The sequence below is a fragment of the Mucilaginibacter sp. PAMC 26640 genome (assembly GCA_001596135.1).
Taxonomy (GTDB): domain Bacteria; phylum Bacteroidota; class Bacteroidia; order Sphingobacteriales; family Sphingobacteriaceae; genus Mucilaginibacter.
On the sequence record CP014773.1, the window covers coordinates 1,709,701 to 1,731,031 of the forward strand.

Annotated in this window: 17 protein-coding genes; 15 read left to right on the top strand and 2 right to left on the bottom strand. The window is 46.6% G+C overall.

Features of this window, described 5'->3' with window-relative positions; genetic code table 11:
* The first annotated feature begins 41 nt into the window (after window positions 1-41).
* The 10 genes from A0256_07410 to A0256_07455 all read left to right on the top strand — a co-directional run bounded on the left by A0256_07410 (window position 42) and on the right by A0256_07455 (window position 13,837).
* Complete coding sequence (locus A0256_07410; protein AMR31265.1) at window positions 42-1,316, top strand: sugar isomerase; 1,275 nt, start codon at window positions 42-44, stop codon at window positions 1,314-1,316.
* Window positions 1,317-1,321: 5 nt separating this feature from the next.
* A complete protein-coding gene (locus A0256_07415) occupies window positions 1,322-2,704 on the top strand; it encodes a carbohydrate kinase (protein ID AMR31266.1) in 1,383 nt (460 codons plus the stop codon).
* A 297-nt stretch (window positions 2,705-3,001) separates the two neighbouring features.
* Window positions 3,002-4,033, top strand: a complete 1,032-nt coding sequence (locus A0256_07420) for a transcriptional regulator (GenBank protein AMR31267.1) — start codon at window positions 3,002-3,004, stop codon at window positions 4,031-4,033.
* Window positions 4,034-4,077: 44 nt separating this feature from the next.
* Window positions 4,078-4,713 (top strand): hypothetical protein, encoded by a 636-nt coding sequence (locus A0256_07425; GenBank protein ID AMR31268.1) that lies wholly within the window; start codon window positions 4,078-4,080, stop codon window positions 4,711-4,713.
* Window positions 4,714-4,976: 263 nt separating this feature from the next.
* Window positions 4,977-8,201: a glycoside hydrolase family 2 gene (locus A0256_07430; protein ID AMR34463.1), complete on the top strand. Its 3,225-nt coding sequence runs from the start codon at window positions 4,977-4,979 to the stop codon at window positions 8,199-8,201.
* Between the two features lie 73 nt (window positions 8,202-8,274).
* A complete protein-coding gene (locus tag A0256_07435; GenBank protein AMR34464.1) occupies window positions 8,275-9,978 on the top strand; it encodes an alpha-L-rhamnosidase in 1,704 nt (567 codons plus the stop codon).
* A 15-nt stretch (window positions 9,979-9,993) separates the two neighbouring features.
* Window positions 9,994-10,833, top strand: coding sequence for a GDSL family lipase (locus A0256_07440; protein ID AMR31269.1), 840 nt, complete (start codon window positions 9,994-9,996; stop codon window positions 10,831-10,833).
* A gap of 142 nt (window positions 10,834-10,975) precedes the next feature.
* A complete protein-coding gene (locus A0256_07445) occupies window positions 10,976-11,725 on the top strand; it encodes a Fe-S oxidoreductase (GenBank protein ID AMR31270.1) in 750 nt (249 codons plus the stop codon).
* On the top strand, window positions 11,722-13,083 hold the full coding sequence (locus A0256_07450) for a 4Fe-4S ferredoxin (GenBank protein AMR31271.1): 1,362 nt from the start codon (window positions 11,722-11,724) through the stop codon (window positions 13,081-13,083). The genes A0256_07445 and A0256_07450 overlap by 4 nt, the downstream gene beginning before the upstream one ends.
* Window positions 13,084-13,231: 148 nt before the next feature.
* Window positions 13,232-13,837 (top strand): hypothetical protein, encoded by a 606-nt coding sequence (locus tag A0256_07455; GenBank protein ID AMR31272.1) that lies wholly within the window; start codon window positions 13,232-13,234, stop codon window positions 13,835-13,837.
* 72 nt (window positions 13,838-13,909) lie between these two features.
* Here the strand turns inward: A0256_07455 and A0256_07460 are convergent, their stop codons facing one another.
* Together A0256_07460 and A0256_07465 are read right to left on the bottom strand one after the other, a co-directional pair.
* Complete coding sequence (locus A0256_07460; protein AMR31273.1) at window positions 13,910-14,149, bottom strand: hypothetical protein; 240 nt, start codon at window positions 14,147-14,149, stop codon at window positions 13,910-13,912.
* A 77-nt stretch (window positions 14,150-14,226) separates the two neighbouring features.
* Window positions 14,227-15,153, bottom strand: coding sequence for a hypothetical protein (locus A0256_07465; protein ID AMR31274.1), 927 nt, complete (start codon window positions 15,151-15,153; stop codon window positions 14,227-14,229).
* A 199-nt stretch (window positions 15,154-15,352) separates the two neighbouring features.
* On the opposite strand from A0256_07465, the gene A0256_07470 reads away from it, so the two are divergent.
* The 5 genes from A0256_07470 to A0256_07490 all read left to right on the top strand — a co-directional run bounded on the left by A0256_07470 (window position 15,353) and on the right by A0256_07490 (window position 21,325).
* Complete coding sequence (locus A0256_07470) at window positions 15,353-16,636, top strand: phenylacetate--CoA ligase (GenBank protein AMR31275.1); 1,284 nt, start codon at window positions 15,353-15,355, stop codon at window positions 16,634-16,636.
* Window positions 16,637-16,725: 89 nt separating this feature from the next.
* Window positions 16,726-18,276, top strand: coding sequence for a histidine ammonia-lyase (locus A0256_07475; GenBank protein AMR31276.1), 1,551 nt, complete (start codon window positions 16,726-16,728; stop codon window positions 18,274-18,276).
* A 22-nt stretch (window positions 18,277-18,298) separates the two neighbouring features.
* Entirely contained in the window at window positions 18,299-19,456 is a 1,158-nt protein-coding gene (locus A0256_07480; GenBank protein AMR31277.1) for a beta-ketoacyl synthase, read from the top strand.
* Between the two features lie 29 nt (window positions 19,457-19,485).
* Window positions 19,486-20,109, top strand: a complete 624-nt coding sequence (locus tag A0256_07485) for a hypothetical protein (GenBank protein ID AMR31278.1) — start codon at window positions 19,486-19,488, stop codon at window positions 20,107-20,109.
* A 28-nt stretch (window positions 20,110-20,137) separates the two neighbouring features.
* Window positions 20,138-21,325, top strand: a complete 1,188-nt coding sequence (locus A0256_07490; protein AMR34465.1) for a beta-ACP synthase — start codon at window positions 20,138-20,140, stop codon at window positions 21,323-21,325.
* Window positions 21,326-21,331: the final 6 nt, after the last annotated feature.

Here is a 21,331-nt window from a genome sequence, read left to right on the forward strand (position 1 = left end):
AGCTGGGTCAACATACTCATTTTACCAAGTAATAAACCAATATGCAGATAGAGAAGAATGCTATTGATGACCTCAATCAGCAGCAGATAAAAAAACACCAGCGACAATTCGATTTTGTTGCCGGCGAGATTGATAATCTTGATGGGATCTTAGAAAAGCTGAGTGCTTTCAATGTTGCCATACCAAGCTGGGCTTTGGGTACCGGCGGCACGCGTTTCGGCAGGTTTTCTGGCGGCGGCGAGCCGCGCAGCCTGGAGGAGAAAATTGAAGATGTGGGTGTTATTCATGCGCTGAACAAATCCAGTAATTCCATATCGCTGCATATCCCCTGGGATATCCCGGATAATGCGCCCGCGATAAAAGCGCTGGCGTCGCAATTGGGTTTACGCTTTGATGCCGTTAATTCCAACACTTTCCAGGATCAGAAAGAACAGGAATTGAGCTACAAGTTTGGCTCGCTGCATCATGTGGATAAAGGGGTTCGCAGGCAAGCTGTTGAACACAATATAGAAGTGATTAAATACGGCAAACAACTCGATTCAAAAGCACTGTCAGTCTGGCTGTCGGATGGGTCAAATTTTCCGGGGCAATTGAATTTCCGCACGGCTTTCCAAAACACATTGGAGAGTTTGCAGGAGATTTACACCGCCCTGCCCGACGATTGGAAGATTTGGGTAGAATATAAACCTTACGAACCAAATTTTTATTCCACAACAATTGGCGATTGGGGGCAATCTTTTTTGCTGGCTAACAAATTAGGAGCAAAGGCAAGCACGCTGGTAGATTTAGGTCACCACTTGCAGGGCACCAATATCGAACAGATCGTGTCCATTTTATTGATGGAGGGCAAGCTGGCCGGTTTCCATTTCAACGATTCTAAATACGGAGACGACGATTTGACTGTGGGGAGTATCAATCCTTATCAGCTTTTCCTGATCTTCAATGAACTGGTGGAAGGGATGGATGCACGGGGCATGGATCACGCCACATCCATTGGCTGGATGATCGATGCATCGCATAATGTCAAGGACCCTATAGAGGATCTGCTACAATCCGTCCAGGCGATTAAGATCGCCTATGCACAGGCGTTGTTGGTTGATAAGCCTGCTTTGCAAATTGCACAGCAGAACAACGACGTAGCCCTGGCACAGGAGATTTTACAGCAGGCCTATCGCACCGACGTACGTGCCCTGGTATCAGAAGCAAGTTTACGAATTGGCGGCGCTATCAGCCCGATTGAGGCTTATCGCAACTTGAAGGTACGGGAGCAACTGATCAACGACCGTGGTTTAAAAACAGTGGCAACAGGACTATAACGAATATGCAGCCTGTACCTGTTATCGCCATTTTTGATGTAGGCAAAACCAACAAGAAGCTTTTCCTGTTCGATGAACACTACAGGATCGTTTATGAACGTTCGGCGCGCTTTAACGAAACCGTAGACGAAGACGGCGACCCTTGTGAAAACCTGGATAGCCTGCGCCTATCAGTTTTTGATTCGCTGCGTGAGGTCTTTAAATTAGTAGAATTCAACATCAGGGCGATCAATTTTTCCACTTATGGGGCAAGTTTTGTGCACATCGGCGAAAGCGGAAATGCTGTAGCGCCGCTGTATAATTATCTGAAGGAATATCCTGCAGATTTGAAAGAACAGTTTTACCAAACCTATGGAGGTGAGACGAAACTTGCACGCGAAACGTCATCGCCGGTATTGGGTAATCTAAACTCGTGTATGCAATTGTACCGGCTCAAATACCAAAAGCCAGACGTTTTCAGCGAGATAAAATATAGCCTGCATTTGCCGCAGTATATGAGCTACCTGCTTACAGGCAGAGCTTGTACCGATCTTACAAGCGTTGGCTGCCATACCGGGCTTTGGGATTTTGCCAAAAAAGATTACCATGATTGGGTTTACGCTGAAGCGCTCATTAGCAAATTTGCGCCGATCACCAATGCCGATTTTGTCATGCAAGGCAAGGAACCCGGTTATGATTATGTGGTAGGCATCGGTTTGCATGATAGTTCTGCTGCACTGATTCCTTACCTTGTTAATTTTACGGAGCCTTTTGTACTGATCAGTACGGGTACCTGGTGTATCAGCCTCAATCCTTTTAATAACTCCCCGGTTACCGATGAGGAACTGGAAAACGATTGCCTTCAGTATATTCAGTTTAAAGGGGAGCCGGTAAAGGCATCCCGGCTTTTTGCAGGTAACGAGCATGAGTTACAAATAAAGCGTATTGCCCGGCATTTCCAGATCAAAACAGCAGAACTAAAGCATGTGGAATATGATCCGGGTATCATCAGTCAGCTGCAAAATAACGGAGCTATCGCGCACTTGCCATTTACACGGCACCAATCTGCATTTGCAGCGCGTGAACTGAGTTTTTTTGTGGATTACAAAGAGGCCTATCACCAGCTGGTGGCGGATATTATGGATCAGCAGGTGCAAGCCACGAATCTGATCCTGGGCGGTAACCAGATCCACCGCATCTTTGTGGACGGTGGTTTTAGTAAAAACAGGATCTATATGAACCTGCTGGCAAGAGCATACCCGCAACTGGAAGTATTTGCAGCCTCAATGGCACAGGCAACTGCTATAGGTACGGCCATTGCCATTCACAAAAGCTGGAACAGCAAGCCGCTGCCTGCCGATATCATCGAATTGAAGTACTACTCCGGCCATCATCCGGCTACGTTGTGAGCGCCTAAATTGCGTTTGTTCCATTTTGTAGTGTGGAACACCTGTATTTGTTATTTAACTGTATATCAGATATTTGCAGGGCTGTGTTGGAACAGATTGGAACATCCCTGATCTTTAGGTAGATTAAATAAACATTTGATTTTCAATGTTTTATAGAGAATTTGATTTTTCTTACGAAGCATCTTGGAACACCTTTTTGGAACAACGGGAAATGCCATTTCACGGGCCATTTTAGCCACCGGCATTTGTTAGTAGTTTTGGATCATTACATTTACGGTTACATCAAGCCAGCTAAATTTGAAAAAGTTAACCTTTTACGATTTTATTAAGATAGATGAATACTCTGCAACACCAAAATATTTGCAGCTGGCCAATTCTATCGTTAATGCCATCGAGGCTGCCGTTATTCAAAAGGATTACCTGCTCCCCTCCATCAACGAGTTGAGTTACCAGTTTGATATTTCCCGTGATACCATCCAGAAAAGCTATAAGCACTTAAAAAAGATTGGCGTTGTCAACTCCTTTCCAGGTAAGGGCTACTGCATTTCCAATATGGACTTTCGCCAAAAGCTAAAAGTGTTTTTACTGTTCAATAAGCTTAGTCCGCATAAAAAGATCATTTACGACGCCATGGTGCAGGCGCTGGGAGATGATGTTGCGATAGATTTTTATATCTACAACAACGATTTTAAGCTGTTTAAAAAGCTGCTCCAATCCAAAAAAGAAGACTATTCGCATTACGTAATTATTCCTCATTTCATCGATGGCGGAGAAAATGCCAACGAGATCATCAATACCATCCCGAAGGATAAACTGATCTTGCTGGATAAAAACATCCCGGGCATCAGTGGCGAATATAGCGTGGTGTACGAGAATTTTGAAAAGGATATTTACGGGGCGCTAAGCCAGGCAAAGGAACCGTTGAGTAAATACGATACCATTAAACTCATCTTTCCCGATCAAACCTACTTCCCGGTAGAGATCATTAAAGGGTTCCAGCACTTTTGCCAGCAGTATGCCTTCAATCATGAGGTGATCAACGATATCAGTACCGCCCCCTTAAAAAAAGGCGAGGTTTTTATCAGCCTGATGGAAGACGACCTGGTGATCCTGCTGGAAAGAACGATGGAGCTTAAACTTAAAGTCGGCAAGGAAGTTGGCGTAATTTCCTACAATGAAACTCCTGTGAAAAAAGTTTTGTTGAATGGCATCACCACCATATCAACGGATTTCAAATACATGGGAAATATAGCTGCCGGCATGGTGTTAGGGAAATCGAAAGGGCATGTAGAGGTGCCGTTTTACTACACGCGGAGAGCGTCTATATAATAAGTAAGAATTTAGTGAAAACCGTATATTTGTTTGTATGTTTAATGAAAAAGACAAAAGATGAATTACAAAATATCATTTTCGGAGATGGACCGGTTGGCGAGGATAGCCAACTCAAAAAAGCCCAAACTTTCCTTAGAAGATATGCGCAAACAAGTGTGTCAAGTGAAACATCGAAGCAATTCAAATATCAAGAAGCAGCAGCACTCTTAGCTTTTGCTGAAAAAGAAGGGCTTTACTATACCCTTCCTGTAATAACTGCTAATTTTCTCGGCGAGGGGGCAGAGCAAAAGGTCTACAGATACGACGATGCTACCGTTTTAAAGACTAATCAGCGTATTTTCTACGAAACCTGGCTCGACTATTTTAATAGTCTTTTGATTCATAACTATTTTTTTAAAACAACTGCTTACCATTTTATTGGTTTTCAAATAATTGATGATGTGTTGCAGGCAATTGTTCAACAGGAATTTATTATTTCAGATGAAGTCGTAAATCAGGAACAATTGAAAAATTTCCTAATTTATAACGGGTTTAAGCACACGCGAAACAATGATTACAGCCATCCTGAAATCGGCTTGATTTTAGAGGATCTTCATGATGAAAATGTATTGTCTTATCATGGAATACTTTATTTTATAGATACCGTTTTTTATTTAACTCCTAAGTTTTTCCACTAGCTTTCCTGCAAAACCTAACGCCCTTCCCCGGTCAGCACAGCACAGGTTGCCAATGCCAATTTCATCAGGTATTCTTGCGTATTACAGTACCAATAATAAGCCATCTAAATTGTTGCCTGAAGATCCTGGGTCATGTCCGCTATCCGGAATTGTGCCGGCCGGATCAGCTACTGGCAAAAAGATTTGTAAACCACATGGAGAAAATATACCGCAACCCTATTTTTAATCATCTGCTCACTTCCCTTTTGCTAAAAAAAGCTGTCGTGATTTTTCTTTTTACAGCGGTGTGCGGGGCTTCCTTCTGCCAGGTAAAACCAAACGTTAAGCAGGGATTACCTGCCAACTTTCGCGCTATCGAATCAGGCTTTGTAAACATTCCCGACTCCGTTCAAACCAGTATTTACTGGTATTGGATCTCCGGCAATATTTCTAAAGAAGGGGTGATCAAAGATCTGGAGGCCATGAAAAAAGTGGGTATCAACCGTGCCTTTATTGGTAATATCGGTTTGGATAACGTCCCTCAAGGCAAGATTAAAATGTTTTCGGACGAGTGGTGGGATATTCTGCATACCGCCCTTAAAACTGCCACCAGGCTGAATATCCAGATCGGGCTTTTCAATAGCCCCGGCTGGAGCCAGTCGGGTGGGCCCTGGGTTAAACCGGAGCAGTCCATGCGCTACCTTACCTCATCTAAACAAATGCTGAAAGGCCCGGCATTATTCAACGGACAGTTGCTTAAGCCAAAGGAATTGTTCCAGGATGTAAAAGTTTTGGCCTACCCGGTTGCACCAGGCTACGGTGATGATATCAGCAGGCAAAAAGTAGTACTTTCTGCTACGCCGGATGTTGATTCGCTGCGTAACCTAATGGACCACGATCCTAAGACTGCCGTTCATTTAAAAGGCGGCCAGCAGTTTTCAGTAGCCGCTAACTTAAAAGAGGCTTATACGGTCCGCAGCTTAACACTTACCACCACCCAGCAGCCTGTTCGGTTGGCAGGCGAGATCCAGGTAAATGTGAACGATAATTTCGTTACCCTTAGAAAGTTTAAAATTGACCGCAGCAACCCGGCCATTAATACCGGTTTTGTACCTTTTCCGCCTGCTGCCATCTCGCTGCCACTTACCACGGCGAAAAACTTCCGGGTAGTATTTACTACCATATCTAACGATTGCGGAATTACCGAACTCAAATTCTCCGGTACACCGGTAGTAGAAAATTACGACGAAAAAACACTGGCTAAAATGTGGCCCAATCCGCACCCTTTTTGGGATGCTTACCAATGGCCGCAGCAACCCGATGAGCCTTCGTCCTTTTATATCAACCCGGCAAAAGTTATGGATATCTCTCATTTCATGACTGCTGACGGTACCCTTAAATGGAACGTGCCTGCCGGTAACTGGATGGTTGAGCGCACCGGCATGACGCCAACCACGGCAACCAACAGCCCCGCCCCGCCGGAAGGGACAGGCTTAGAGGCGGATAAAATGAGCAAGCAGCATATCGCGGCGCATTTTGAAGCTTTTTTAGGCGAAGTGATCAGGCGGATTCCTGCGGCGGACAGGCAATCATGGAAAGTAACCGTGGAGGACAGTTACGAAACCGGCGGCCAAAACTGGACCGACGACCTGATAGCGGAATTCAAACAAAAATACAACTACGATCCAACACCTTACATCCCCGTTTTGCAAGGGACTGTGATTGGCAGCGAAGATCAATCCGACAGGTTTCTTTGGGATTTGAGGCGCTTAATTGCTGATGATGTTTCGTTTAAATACGTAGGCGGGCTCCGGGAGATCAGCCACAAATACGGCCTTACTACCTGGCTGGAAAACTATGGTCACTGGGGGTTCCCGGGCGAGTTTTTGCAATACGGCGGCCAGTCGGACGAGGTTGGCGGCGAGTTTTGGAGCGAGGGTGACCTGGGCGATATAGAAAACCGGGCTGCATCGTCTTCGGCCCATATCTACGGTAAAACAAAGGTTTCCGCAGAATCATTTACCGCTGCAGGTGCGGAGTTCAGGCGGTACCCGGCCATGTTTAAAAAACGCGGGGACAGGTTTTTTACCGAAGGTATTAACAATACCCTGATGCATGTATATGTCCAGCAGCCAAATGATGATGCCATACCGGGCTTTAACGCCTGGTTTGGAGTAGAGTTTAACCGGCTCAACACCTGGTTTTATGATATGGATGTGTTTCTCAAATACATTAAACGCAGTAATATGATGCTGCAGCAGGGGCAGTATGTGGCCGATGTTGCTTATTTTATTGGCGAGGATGCACCAAAGATGATCGGGGTGACGGACCCGGCATTGCCGCAGGGTTACGCTTTCGATTATATTAACGGTGATGTGATTAAACAGCGGCTAACCGTAAAAAATGGCAAGCTTGTTTTACCAAACGGCATTAGCTATAGCGTACTGGTACTGCCCAAACTGCAAACCATTCGCCCGGAACTGCTTGTTAAGATAAAAGAACTGGTAAAACAAGGCGCTGTTGTTCTTGGTCCAAAGCCGGAGCGCTCGCCAAGTTTGGCCGGTTATCCGGCAGCAGACGAGCAGGTAAAAAGCATTGCCGCCGAACTTTGGGGTAATGTTGATGGTACCAGGAATAAAGTTCATCACTACGGAAAAGGGATGGTAATTAATGGAATTGATCTGCAACAAACGCTGGACCTGATTAAGGTGAAACCGGATCTGAAAATTTCCGGCAGCGAACCAGTACTGTTTATCCACCGCAAGCTAAACGAAGGGGCCATCTATTTTATCTCCAACCAAAAGGATACCCCGGTAAAATTTTCTACCGCTTTTCGTATCACGGGCAAAATCCCCGAGCTGTGGGATGCGGTAACCGGTGCCATGCGCAACCTGCCGGTGTACACGCAGCATGCAGGTACAACCCAAATCAATATGCAGCTGGAGCCTTTTGAAAGTGCCTTCGTGATCTTTAGAAACAATGTGGCGACAAGTAATACAAAAAAAGCCAATTACCCTTCGCCTGTACATACCACAGCCATTACACAACCCTGGACGGTAAACTTTGATAAAGCGCGGCGCGGGCCTGCAAACCCGGTGGTTTTTAATACGCTGACGGATTGGACGGTAAATGCAAACGACAGCATCAAATATTATTCGGGCACTGCCTATTACCATAATACCTTTAAAGTGGAGCAGGTAACAAAGGGTGCAAATTATTTTATCGACCTTGGCCTTGCCCGGGCAATTGCCAAAGTGAAGGTAAACGGCATAGATGTAGGCGGCGCATGGACCCCGCCTTACCGGCTGGATATTACAAAAGCGCTAAAGCCGGGCGAAAATAAAATTGAAATAAAAGTGGTTAATACCTGGGCAAACCGATTGGTAGGTGATCAGCGGCTGCCCAAAGATCAGCGAAAAACATCGGCAAATTACAGTCCGGATGCAAAGGCTTCATTGGAATCATCCGGCTTGTTGGGCCCGGTAAAAATTGATGAAATAATTTATTAAAGGCAGCATGAGCAAGATCAAATTATATATTCTCCCATTATTGCTTTTTTTTACCAGGAGCACTTACGCGCAGCTGCCGCCGGTTTTTGCCGGTACACATCTTAAAGATGTGCAAACCGAGGAGACTGTTCGGCGGTATCTTTCACCTGTGCGCATTTTATGGCAAGCGCCGGGTGCGGCCAGCCATATCAAAAATGCCGAACGCTTATTGAAGCCGGGTGATGGACAGGCCGACCTTTCGGGTAAGGACCTGTGCGTAATGGAAAATGATGCTACCGGCAAAGCTGGCTTACTGCTGGATTTTGGCCGCGAAATGCACGGCGGGCTGCAGCTGGTTACCGATCAATCCCGGGGAGGCAAACCGGTGAGGGTTCGCATCAGGTTTGGCGAATCAGCAAGTGAGGCCATGAGCGACATCGATACTGTAAAGGGTGCAACCAATGACCATGCCATGCGCGATTTTGTGATCTCGCTGCCCTGGCTGGGTAAACTGGAGGTGGGTAACACCGGTTTCCGGTTTGTGCGGATAGATCTGCTGGATGATAATGCACAGCTAAAACTTAAAGAAGCACGCGCAATTTTCATTTACCGCGATATTCCGTACCTCGGCTCGTTCAAAAGCAGTGATACCTTACTAAACAAGATCTGGATGACCGGGGCTTATACCGTACACCTCAATATGCAGGATTATCTTTGGGATGGCATCAAACGCGACCGCCTGGTTTGGGTGGGTGATATGCACCCCGAAACATCAACCATAGCAGCGGTGTTTGGTAATAGCAATGTGGTAACCAAAAGCCTGGATCTGGCACGTGACATTACCCCATTGCCCGAATACATGAACGGTATGGTGTCTTACTCGATGTGGTGGGTTCTCATTCAGCGCGATTGGTATATGCACAACGGCGACCTGGCCTATCTAAAAAAGCAAAAAATATACTTAACTGCTTTGCTCAATCAGTTTGCTCAAAAAATTGATGCCAATAACAGCGAAAGCCTGAACGATGGTGCCCGCTTTTTAGACTGGCCCTCCAGCACTGACCCGAAGGCAATCCACGCGGGCCTGCAGGCTATGCTGGTGATGACTTTAAATGCCGGGGCAGAGCTCAGCACGGTTTTAAATGATCCTGCTACCGCAGCCCGGTGCAAAGCCGCGGTAGCCAATTTGAAAAAGAACGTACCCGATCCGGGCAGTTCCAAACAAGCGGCGGCTTTGCTTTCGCTCTCGGGCCTGATGCCGGCTGAAAAGGCAAACCAGATCCTGTCGGCAGGCGGCGTACACAATTACTCCACCTTTTTTGGCTATTACATGCTGAACGCCAAAGCTAATGCAGGGGATTACCAGGGTGGGGTGGATGCTATCCGCAATTATTGGGGGCCTATGCTCTCATTAGGTGCAACCACCTTTTGGGAAGATTTTAATATCGACTGGCTGCCCAATGCATCAAGAATAGATGAACTGGTGCCTGCAGGTAAAAAAGATATCCATGGGGATTACGGCGCGTTTTGTTATAAAGGGTTTCGGCATAGTTTAAGCCACGGCTGGGCGTCGGGCCCAACGCCATGGCTTACCCAATATGTGCTGGGCGTTAATTTAATGGCGCCGGGTTGCCGGGTATTAAAGATTGCACCGCATTTGGGCGATCTGAAATATGCAGAAGGCACTTTCCCCACGCCGTTGGGTATTGTCAGCATCAAAAATACAAGGCTGGCGAATGGCAGCGTTAATATTGAAGTGAAAGCGCCAAAGGGTATTAAAATTATAAAGGTTAAATGATAAATTGCCGCAACAATGAGAATTATCAAACTAACAGTTGCTGTTTTATTGGGCATAGGCTTGCTTAGCTCATTCAGCAACCGGGAAACAACCTGGGTGGCCATCGGCGATTCGATCACTTACCTGAACGATCACCGTAATGAAACGGCGAACCGCGTTACTAAAGGCTATTTGACTGGTGTTGCCGAGCATTTTCCTGGGCTGCATTACATCAATAAGGGATACAACGGATGGACATCAGGCAATATAGCCAGCCGGATAGATAGCCTGGGCCTCACCAAAGCCGATACCTATTCGGTATTTTTAGGCACGAATGACTGGTGGCAGGGCAGGCCACTGGGTGCGCTGGCGGATTACAAAACCAATAGAGGCAATGCCACGGTTTATGGATCCTTCCGGATCATTATCAATAAAATCCGCAGCCTCAAACCGCAGGCAAAAATCCTGCTGATCACCCCGATGCAGCGTGGTGACTTTGTATACATCAACGATGCTAAGAACAATGCATTTGGCTCTTACAAATCCAAAAACGGGCAAACGCTGGCAGCTTTTGCCGATGCAATAGATTCGATAGGGCAATTTGAAAAGATCCCGGTGGTGGACCTTTATCACAACAAAAAATTAGCGGTTGAAAAGGCTGTAAAGTTCAAGCGTTTAAAAGACCCGGTAACTGGTTTATACGTCAATTATAAATATCCCGGGTACATAGCAGTGCCGTTTAACCCGGTTACAGATGAATATCCCTACCCGACAGCGGCCAGCAACGTAACTTTTGATGGTTTGCATCCCTCAGATAAAGGATATGCCATCATCACCAAAGCGATAATTAAGCAATTTGAGCAACTGGGGTTATGAAGCAGTGCAGCAGGGAGCAAGCTGGCAATTTGTCAATTTTTGCTAAGTTGAAAGTTTATGATTTATATTCGCCCGCTGCGGCTTTGCCGGTTTAGATAAGAAAATTAATACAACAAAATAAGTATAACCGCGTAATCATTACATGAAAGTAGGCCTTTTTATCCCTTGCTACGTCGATCAGTTTTATCCCGGCGCAGCTATCGCCACACTGGAGTTGCTTGAAAAGCTTGGTGTGGAGGTGGCTTATCCGGCTCAGCAAACCTGCTGCGGGCAGCCTATGGCCAATTCCGGTTACGAACACCTAACCGGGGGTTGCAATGATCTGTTTGTAAAAAACTTTGCAGCGTATGATTACATCGTATCACCCTCTGGCAGTTGTGCCCTGCACATTAAGGAGCACCTGCACGCGCAAGATAACGAGCAAGCTGCACTCGGGATCCGCAAAAAGATCTATGAGCTTACGGAGTTTTTAACCGATGTATTAAAAGTAGAAAAATTAACCGCGAAGTTTCCGCACAAGGTGGGGCTGCATCAAAGCTGCCACGGGCAACGCGGACTCAAACTAGCGCAAATGACGGAGCTGACTGCTGCGCCTTTTTCTAAACCCGGCAGTTTGTTAAATATGGTGGAAGGCATACAAATGGTGGAGCTTACGCGGGCAGACGAGTGCTGTGGTTTCGGCGGTACTTTTTGCGTGGCAGAGGAGGCGGTATCTGCCAAGATGGGTAAGGATCGCGTGGCTGACCATATCCAGAATGGTGCGGAATATATCACGGCTGCGGATCTGTCCTGCCTGATGCATATGGAAGGCATTTTGAAAAGGCAAAATAGTAAAGTAAAAGTGATCCATATTGCCGAGATATTGAACGGTGTAAAGGAGGAAGCGATATGAAAGACCATGCAGAACTTGCAGAGGCGTTTAATAAAGATGAGCAGCGCGTAGAATGGCACGATGAAACCCTCTGGTGGGTTCGCCAAAAGCGGGATAAGGCATCTCACCAGATTCCTGATTGGGAGGAATTGCGGGAGGCAGCTTCGCAGATCAAACACAATGTATTGTCAGATCTGGCTAATTACCTGGAGCAATTTGAAAAGCATGCCATAAGCAATGGTATTAACGTGCACTGGGCGGCCGATGCCAAAGAACACAACGAGATTGTGCTCAGTATTTTAAAAAAGCATCAAATTCACCAGATGGTGAAAAGCAAATCGATGCTGACGGAAGAATGCCATCTCAACCATTACCTGGAAGAACAGGGGATCAATGTGGTGGATTCTGACCTGGGCGAACTTATTGTTCAGCTGGCAAAGGAGCCGCCAAGCCATATCGTATTGCCCTGTATCCACAAAAAGAAAGAAGAAATTGGCGATATTTTTCACCTGCACCTGGGCAGCGAGAAGGGGGAATCTGACCCGCAGATTTTAACGGAAACTGCCCGGATCCATTTAAGAAACACTTTTTTATCGCGTAAAGCAGCGCTTACCGGTGTAAATTTTGCCGTGGCAGAAACCGGGGAATTTGTAGTATGTACCAATGAGGGGAACGCAGATATGGGCGCCCACCTGGCAGATGTGCACATTGCCAGCATGGGGATCGAAAAACTGATCCCTGAACGCAAGCACCTTGGCGTATTTTTACGCTTGCTTACCCGTAGTGCTACCGGGCAGCCTATTACCACTTATTCCAGTCATTTTAAACGCCCGCGACCAGGGCATGAAATGCATATTATTTTGGTTGATAACGGCCGAAGCATTCAGCTTGGCCGTGAGGATTTTCGCAATTCGCTTAAATGCATCCGTTGCGGAGCCTGTATGAACACTTGCCCGGTTTACCGGCGCAGTGGCGGGCACAGCTATCATACGGCGGTAGCAGGGCCGATAGGCTCTATACTGGCGCCGAATTTAGATATGAAGCAATACGCCGACCTGCCATTTGCTTCAACGCTTTGCGGGTCTTGTACCAATGTTTGCCCGGTTAAGATCGATATCCACGAACAGCTTTACAAATGGCGGCAGGTAATTATAAAAGAAGGTTACGGCGATAAAAAGAAAGCCGCCGCCATGCAGGCCATGGCCTATACCCTTTCATCGCCAAAAGTTTACCGAGTTGCAGGTAAGGCCGGGAGGTGGGTAATGAAGCACGCGCCTTTTGCCATGAACAACCCGCTAAATCCCTGGTATAAGCAGCGCGACATGCCCGATGTACCAAAGGAATCATTCGGGGAATGGTACGCGAAGAACAGGTCTTAAGAGGCAAGGGGGCAAGAATCAAGAGACAAGAATCAAGATATAAGAGACAAGAATTCAAGAGTTAGGAATCAGGAATTCAGGAGTCAGGAGTTAGAAATCAGGAATCAAGAATTCAGGAGACAGGATCAGGAAAGAGTTAAATAAGAATATGACTGCAAGGGAAAAGATATTGGCAGATGTACGCCGCAACCAGCCGCCTTTGGTAGCTGCGCCGGGCGTTACCGGATGGGAAAATAAGCTCTGCGATAAGGCTGATTTGCTGGATACTTTTAAAACGATTGCCGGGAATGTAGGCGGTAAAGTGATTGATGTAAACAACGTTGCTGAAATTAAAGATCACCTGAGTATCATTAGCGGCGCAAGGGTATTAACATCCATCCCCGAGCTTTTAGGCGTAGCCAAAGATGCCGCGTTGTTTGCCAATGAAACCCCGCACGAAATGGCTAATGTAGATTTAGCGATATTACAGGCAGAGTTTGGCGTAGCCGAGAACAGTGCCTTGTGGCTTACCGAAAAGCAAATGGGTACCCGTGTGCTGCCGTTTATTTGCCAGCACCTGGCCCTGGTGGTGCGCGCGGAAGATATTGTGCCGGATATGCACGCCGCCTACCTGCGTACCCAAGGCAGCAATCACGGTTTTGCCACTTTTATAGCCGGCCCATCCAAAACTGCCGACATAGAACAATCGCTGGTATTGGGAGCACACGGGGCAAGGAGTTTGTTGATTTTTGTTGTGGGGGGAGTGGGCAGCTAAGGCTTTCTTTCTTTGAGGTAATTTAAGTACAAATAAGGCCCCTGATTTTTAAACCAGGGGCCTCTTCATATTTTAGAACGGACGCGGTGGCGCCGGTGGTCGTGGCGGTAATTTAATGCGCACTTTTCCGCGGCGATGTCTTACTACTCTGCGGCGCGGGCGCTTGCTGAAAATGTGCAAGGGATCTGGTGGCGGCGGCGGTCTCCTGATCTGGAAGGTTTCCGCTGGTGCCGGCATTAATGGCGATGCATCAGCAAACTCAAAGCTGGTCATGATGATCACTGCAATTAAAACGGTGCGTATCAGTTTCATGTTTAATTGGTTAATTTATTGTGTAAGACATCAGTTAAACGCCAAAGTTTAATTATTGTTTATCAGAGGTGTTTTCGTTATTTGATAACATTGGCGTAAAGAAAGTCTGCGGTGAACTGCCCCGCTTCCAGCCAACGCGATTTGGTGCTTTTGCCAAGGTTGAACAAAGGGTTGAAGTGCCGCTGCAATTCATGCGAATAACCTTCGTAGATCTTCAGATCGTTGGGGATCTTCAACTCGTCGGCTTTTTCGTGAATGGACACGCTGCCGAAAAGCGGGGCACTTTTGTGAGTTATGGGCACAATACCATCCTTGCTGCCGTGTACGCTTACGATGGGCACCCGGGCGTTCTTCAGCCAGTCGGTGTTGAATATTGCGCCCCAATAATTAATTACCCCTGCAACTTTAAGCATTTCGGTTGCTTTAGTGCCCGGGATTGAATCCGGCATAGCGGCCATTTTACCAAGCTCGGCATTACTGGTGTAGGCTGCTTGAAGGGCGATCATGCCGCCGGCAGAGTTTCCGCCTAAAATGATCTTGTTTGGGTCGATATGATATTGTTTGGCGTTCTTTTTAAAATACGCAACGGCAGTACGGGCATCCTGCACCGCCATATAAGCGCTGGTGAGCAGCTGGTCTACATGCAGGAACGGGTAGTGCTTACTTAGCGTATAATTCAGCGCTACGCATACATATCCGCGTTTGGCAAATGTTTCGCTCCATAATTTAATGCCTGATGCGTTTTTTGATCCGAATTTGAAGCCCCCGCCGTGCATCCATATAATCAGCGGGCGGGCGGTGGCTTTATCACCCGCGGGCTCGTACAAATCAAATAGGTGGGCTTTTTTCTGGTCTTTATCATCGCCGGGGCTGTAGGTCAAGTCTTCTGTTTTGCTTACATTGGGGAAAACGAAATCCTTGTATCTCACCGGGTTGTTTACTTGGGCAGTCGTGCTGAAAGTAATCACAAGCAGGGCGACTAACATCATTGGGTGTTTAAACATAATACTTTACATACGTTACAAATTAAACTTCGGCTTGTTTTGCGTGTCATGTTTATGGAGTAAGTATCACATTGATAGTTGCCTGCCGGTCTTTTTTCTTAAATTTGGAATCGGCTCGGCCTAAAAATGAGAGCCGCACAGTGCTTATAGCCGCGGCAAAGATGCGATAGATGGTGAGTTGGTTACGATAGAGGAATACATGGAATTGATAAAAGAGAAGCCCGAAGGGACCACTTTACTGCAGGAAAGAAAATTACAGGAACTGTTAGCTTATGTGGCTGCTAATTCCCCGTTCTATAAAGAGCTGTTCGCCCTGCACCAGGTAGATTACCGTACGATCACTTCGGTTGCCGATCTATCGGTGATCCCCGTTACCACAAAAGATGATCTGCAGCAGCGCAATGACGAATTCCTGTGTGTGGCTCCGCGTGATGTGGTGGAATATATGTCTACCTCCGGTACGCTCGGCAGCCCGGTTACTATAGCCCTCACCGAAAACGACCTCAACCGCCTGGCTTACAACGAGTACAATTCTTTCCTGTGCGCCGAAGGTACCAGCGATGATATCTATCAGCTGATGCTAACGCTGGACAGGCAGTTTATGGCCGGTATCGCCTATTATTCCGGCATTCGTAAATTGGGTGCAGGGATGGTACGTTTGGGCCCCGGCGTACCTGCTCTGCAATGGGAAACCATTAAGCGCATTAAACCAACAGCTATTGTGGGGGTACCGTCGTTTATTTTAAAACTCATACAGTTTGCAAAAGAGACCGGCATCGATGTTAACCAGACATCGGTGAAGAAAGCCATCTGTATCGGAGAGAATATCCGCAATACCGATTTCAGCCTGAACATTCTCGGTAAAAAAATCACCGAAGCCTGGAATATCCAGCTGTTTTCTACTTACGCCAGTACAGAAATGCAAACCGCTTTTACGGAGTGTACCCAAGGCAAAGGCGGCCATTACCAGCCTGATCTGCTGATTGTGGAGTTACTGGATGAGCAAAATCAGCCGGTTGCGCCATATACGCCCGGCGAGGTTACCATTACCACATTAGGAGTTGAAGGGATGCCGCTGCTGCGCTACAAAACCGGCGATATCTGTATGTATTTTGATGAGCCCTGTGCCTGCGGCCGAACCAGTTTGCGCCTGTCATCTATCATTGGCCGTAAAAAGCAGATGATCAAATTTAAAGGTACCACGCTGTACCCGCCGGCACTGTTCGATCTGCTGAACGAGCGGGAAGAGATCCTTGATTTTGTGATAGAAGTGTACCCGGATGAAATTGGGCTCGACCAGGTATTGCTTTACCTGGTGCCCGCCGAAGATAACGAAGAATGCGATCACCGCATCAGGGCGTACCTGCAGGCCCGGTTGCGCGTTAGCCCGCATATTAAATACCTATCGGTTGAAGAGATACAAAAAATGCAGTTCAGCGATGCCAGCCGCAAGCCCATCAAGTTTATAGATAGGCGCCCGTAATAGCCCGAATTGCTTTTACATAAGGGTGCTTTTGCATATATTTTATACTTTAGCCAATTATTATTCACCATCGACAGAAAAACTTGCCCATGATACTTGTTGGACAAAATGTCCTTTCCTTAGCTGATTTCTCGGAACTGATATTCAAACAAAAGCAGATTGCATTAGATGAAACCGCCTTGAAAAAGGTGAATACTAATTTTGAATTTCTCCGGCAGTTTTCGTCCAATAAGTTGATCTACGGCATCAATACCGGGTTTGGGCCAATGGCACAATACAAGGTAACCGAGGAGAATATACTGCAGTTGCAGTATAACCTTATTCGCAGCCATTCATCCGGCAGCGGCAAGGTGATGCCTGCACAACTGTCAAAGGCGTTAATGATAGCGCGGTTAAACAGCTTTATGCAGGCTTATTCGGGCGTGCATCCCGAGGCTGTCGAGATCCTGAAAGAGCTGATCAACCATAATATTTGTCCCTGCATTTACGAGCATGGCGGCGTAGGCGCAAGCGGCGATCTGGTACAACTGGCACACCTGGGTTTGATCCTGATTGGTGAAGGCGAAGTGCTGTTTGAAGATGGTGTTCATCCAACTATCGAGATCTTTAACAAATTCAACATTAAGCCGTTGACCATCCACATTCGGGAAGGTTTGGCCATTATTAACGGTACCTCCGCAATGACGGGTATCGGGATGATCAATATCATCCAGGCGCAGAAATTATTAAACTGGTCGCTGCTGTTTTCAGCGATGATCAACGAGGTGGTACAGGCGTTTGACGATCATTTTTCTAAAGAGCTTAATATTGTAAAACACCATAAGGGGCAAAATAAGATTGCCGCTATGATGCGGGAGATCCTAAAAGACAGTCAACTGATCCGTGACCGTTCTGAACATTTATACAACCCCGATAATTTAGACCAGGAAGTATTTGAGGATAAGGTGCAGGAATATTACTCACTGCGCTGTGTAACGCAAGTGCTTGGGCCGATCTATGACACCATCAAATCTGCGGAGCATGTGGTAGTGAACGAACTGAATTCGGTAAACGATAACCCGGTTATCGATCACGAGAACCAGAATATTTTTCACGGTGGCAACTTCCACGGCGATTACGTTTCGCTGGAGATGGATAAACTAAAGATTGCGATCACCAAGCTAAGTATGCTGGCCGAACGCCAGCTGAACTATCTGCTCAACAGTAAGCTGAACCAAAAGCTGCCGCCATTTGTAAATCTGGGCGTGCTGGGCTTTAACTTTGGCATGCAGGGGATGCAGTTCACGGCTACCTCTACCGTGGCGGAGAATCAAACCCTGTCATTCCCCATGTATGTACACAGCATCCCGAATAATAATGATAACCAGGATATTGTTAGCATGGGCTGTAATGCTGCGCTGATGACCAAGCGCGTTATCGATAACTCGTTTGAAGTGCTGGGCATCCACCTGATGACTATTTTACAGGCGATAGATTATTTGAATTGCCAGGATAAGCTCTCATCGGTATCCCGCGCCCTGTATGATCAGGCCAGGGGGATCTTCCCGAAATTTGTGGAGGATCAGCCAAAGTATAAAGACTTGCAGCGGATAAAAGAGTTCCTGGAAAACAACGAACATATTACTGCGTTTGCCGATTAGTTAACGGCAATAAACCAAGCAAATGAACAGTGCAGGCGAAGACATAGCACGCGGCGTGTATGTGGTTGCGGATAATATTTTATCTCCGTTAGGGAAAACCACTGCCGCAAATTTCGCAGCCTTAAAGGCCGGGCGAACAGCTGTGATACAACGCAGCGATCCGGCATTGTCTGCCCGGCCTTTCTTTGCCGCTCTGTTTGATGGGGACGAAACATTTCTCGCTGATTCCGATAACCGGTATACCCGCTTTGAGCGGATGCTTGTTGCATCTGTTGCTGATGCCCTGCAAATAAGCGGCATCGACGCAGAGAATAGCCGTACCGTTTTAATCGTTTCTTCTACCAAAGGCAACATTGGCCTGCTGGATACGGAAGTGAGTAGCCCGGAGCTTAACGCCCGGATTGCGCTGCCGGCTTCTGCAAAATTAGTTGCAGCACATTTTGGGTTTGTGAACGCCCCCGTAGTTATTTCAAACGCCTGTATTTCCGGGGTTTTGGCGTTGATTACCGCCATGCGTTTATTAAAATCCGGGCAATATGACCATGCAGTGGTAACGGGTGCAGATGAAGTATCCAGGTTTGTGCTATCCGGATTTCAATCCTTCCAGGCATTGAGCGATGCTGTATGTAAACCGTTTGATAGCGGGCGTAACGGTTTGAATTTAGGCGAAGGAGCTGCAACGGTTATATTATCAACCAACAGCAAGTACAAAGATAATTTGCAGGTTTTGGGCGGTTCGGTAAGCAATGATGCTAACCATATTTCTGGCCCGTCGCGCACCGGTGAAGAATTGGGGCAGGCCATAAAAGATGCTTTGGCAAATGCCGGCAAACGCCCGGCCGATATTGGGTTTATATCTGCACACGGCACAGCCACCCCCTATAACGACGAAATGGAGGCCAGTGCTATCACCTTTGCCGGGCTACAAAACACACCTATAAATAGTTTAAAAGGCTACTACGGCCATACGCTGGGCGCGGCAGGATTAATTGAATCTGTTATTTCTATCCAAGAGGCTGTTCAGGGGTTGCTTATTGCAACCCCCGGCTACGAGCATAACGGGGTTACCCATGAAATGAAGGTGAGCCCAACGCAGACCATGATTAAAACAAACACCTTTTTAAAAACAGCTTCTGGGTTTGGGGGTTGTAATGCTGCCATGGTTATTGGTAAAAAATAATATTTTTGGTAATTAGTTAAATAAATAAGTTGCTTATAAATAACTACATAACTGCAAATTGTTCCATTGCCGGCAGCACTGTGTTTAAAAACGAGCAACAGATATTTAGCAATCCGGATGCTTCTTTACAGGAATTCCTGGTGTATATTTACCAACAGCTGAAAGTAACTTATCCTAAATTTTATAAAATGGATAACCTGAGCAAGCTCGGTTGGCTGGCATCGGAGGTATTGCTTCAGAACGAAAATATACAGGAAAATTACCAAGCCGGGAAAATTGGATTAGTTATCGCCAATTGCAATTCCAGTTTAGATAACGACCTTAAATACCACGATACGATAAGCGAGATTCCGAGTCCTTCGGTGTTTGTTTACACTTTGCCCAATATTGTTATTGGAGAAATTTGCATCAGGAATAAATTCAAAGGCGAGCAGGCATTTTTTTTACAGGAAACATTTGATGCGGCTTTTATGCATAGCCAGGTGGCCTATTTGCTGAATCATGGCATCCTGGATGCATGTATCTGCGGCTGGGTGGATGTACTGGGCGAAGAATATAAAGCCACGTTGTTTTTGATTGAAAAGAAAGAAATTCAATCAGCTGATTTGTTTACACCGGCGAACATGAACCGTATTTTTAACAGGGCTAATTAACATTACCAAATTGAGTACAGAGGCAACCATTTACATAGCGGGAGTTGGCGTTATTTCTGCCATCGGTAACAATGTGAACGAACATTTAACCGCATTTAAAAACGAGACGGCCGGTATGGCCGGTATTACCCTGTTTGATACCGTATATGAGGGTAAGCTGCCCGTTGCAGAAGTAAAGCTATCCAACGAAGAACTGGCCGGGCGGGTTGGGTTAATTGATTACAACAGCCGTACCACCTTACTCAGCCTGGCTGCTGCACAGGAGGCACTGGCAGATGCCAATATCCCCGGAATTGCCAACCTGCGTACCGGGTTTATTTCGGCAAACACCGTGGGCGGGATGGATAAGAGCGAAGATTTTTTTGTTGATTTTTTAGCCGATAATAACAAGGGGAAATTAAAGAGTGTATATGATCATGAGTGCGGCAGCGTTACCGAAATTGTAGCCGATAAGCTTGGGATAACCGATTTTATAACCACGATCAGCACGGCTTGTTCCTCATCTGCCAATGCTATTTTTTACGGTGCCCGGTTGATCCGGAACGACGTTGCCGACGTTGTGGTAGCGGGAGGTGCGGATGCTTTGACCAAATTTACGCTGAATGGATTCAATACGCTGATGATATTGGATGATGATTTTTGTAAGCCATTTGATGAGGAGCGGAAGGGCTTAAATTTGGGCGAGGGTGCCGGTTACGTGGTGCTGGTATCAGAAAAAGTTGCAGCAACTTTAGGCAAACCCATGTATTGTAAATTAAGCGGCTACAATAACAGCAATGACGCTTACCATCAAACCGCGTCATCTCCGGATGGCACCGGCTCTTATATGGCCATGACGGGTGCACTTTCCAAAAGCGGCCTAAGCCCGGCGGATATCAGCTATATCAACCTGCATGGCACCGGCACGCCAAATAACGACAGTGCCGAGGGTACAGCGGTAAAGCGGGTATTTCATCCCAATTATCCCCCCATGAGCTCTACCAAATCATTCACGGGGCATACCCTTGGTGCAAGTGGTGGTATCGAAGCGGTGTTTTCTGCTCTGGCCATCCGGCATAAGATCATCTATCCTAATCTGCGTTTTAAAACCCGCATAACCGAATTGCCTTTTGAGCCCGAGAAGCATTTCCAGGAAGAGCAACCGGTTAACCATGTAATGTCCAATTCATTTGGCTTTGGTGGGAATTGCACATCTTTAATTTTTTCGGCTGTTTAATATGAA

Bases quoted from the DNA above. Each gene is read 5' to 3' on its own strand.
- A0256_07410 (AMR31265.1), top strand. From the start codon at position 42: ATGCAGATAGAGAAGAATGCTATTGATGACCTCAATCAGCAGCAGATA.
- A0256_07415 (AMR31266.1), top strand. From the start codon at position 1,322: ATGCAGCCTGTACCTGTTATCGCCATTTTTGATGTAGGCAAAACCAAC.
- A0256_07425 (AMR31268.1), top strand. From the start codon at position 4,078: ATGAAAAAGACAAAAGATGAATTACAAAATATCATTTTCGGAGATGGA.
- A0256_07440 (AMR31269.1), top strand. From the start codon at position 9,994: ATGAGAATTATCAAACTAACAGTTGCTGTTTTATTGGGCATAGGCTTG.
- A0256_07445 (AMR31270.1), top strand. From the start codon at position 10,976: ATGAAAGTAGGCCTTTTTATCCCTTGCTACGTCGATCAGTTTTATCCC.
- A0256_07450 (AMR31271.1), top strand. From the start codon at position 11,722: ATGAAAGACCATGCAGAACTTGCAGAGGCGTTTAATAAAGATGAGCAG.
- A0256_07455 (AMR31272.1), top strand. From the start codon at position 13,232: ATGACTGCAAGGGAAAAGATATTGGCAGATGTACGCCGCAACCAGCCG.
- A0256_07460 (AMR31273.1), bottom strand. From the start codon at position 14,149: ATGAAACTGATACGCACCGTTTTAATTGCAGTGATCATCATGACCAGC.
- A0256_07465 (AMR31274.1), bottom strand. From the start codon at position 15,153: ATGTTTAAACACCCAATGATGTTAGTCGCCCTGCTTGTGATTACTTTC.
- A0256_07470 (AMR31275.1), top strand. From the start codon at position 15,353: ATGGAATTGATAAAAGAGAAGCCCGAAGGGACCACTTTACTGCAGGAA.
- A0256_07475 (AMR31276.1), top strand. From the start codon at position 16,726: ATGATACTTGTTGGACAAAATGTCCTTTCCTTAGCTGATTTCTCGGAA.
- A0256_07480 (AMR31277.1), top strand. From the start codon at position 18,299: ATGAACAGTGCAGGCGAAGACATAGCACGCGGCGTGTATGTGGTTGCG.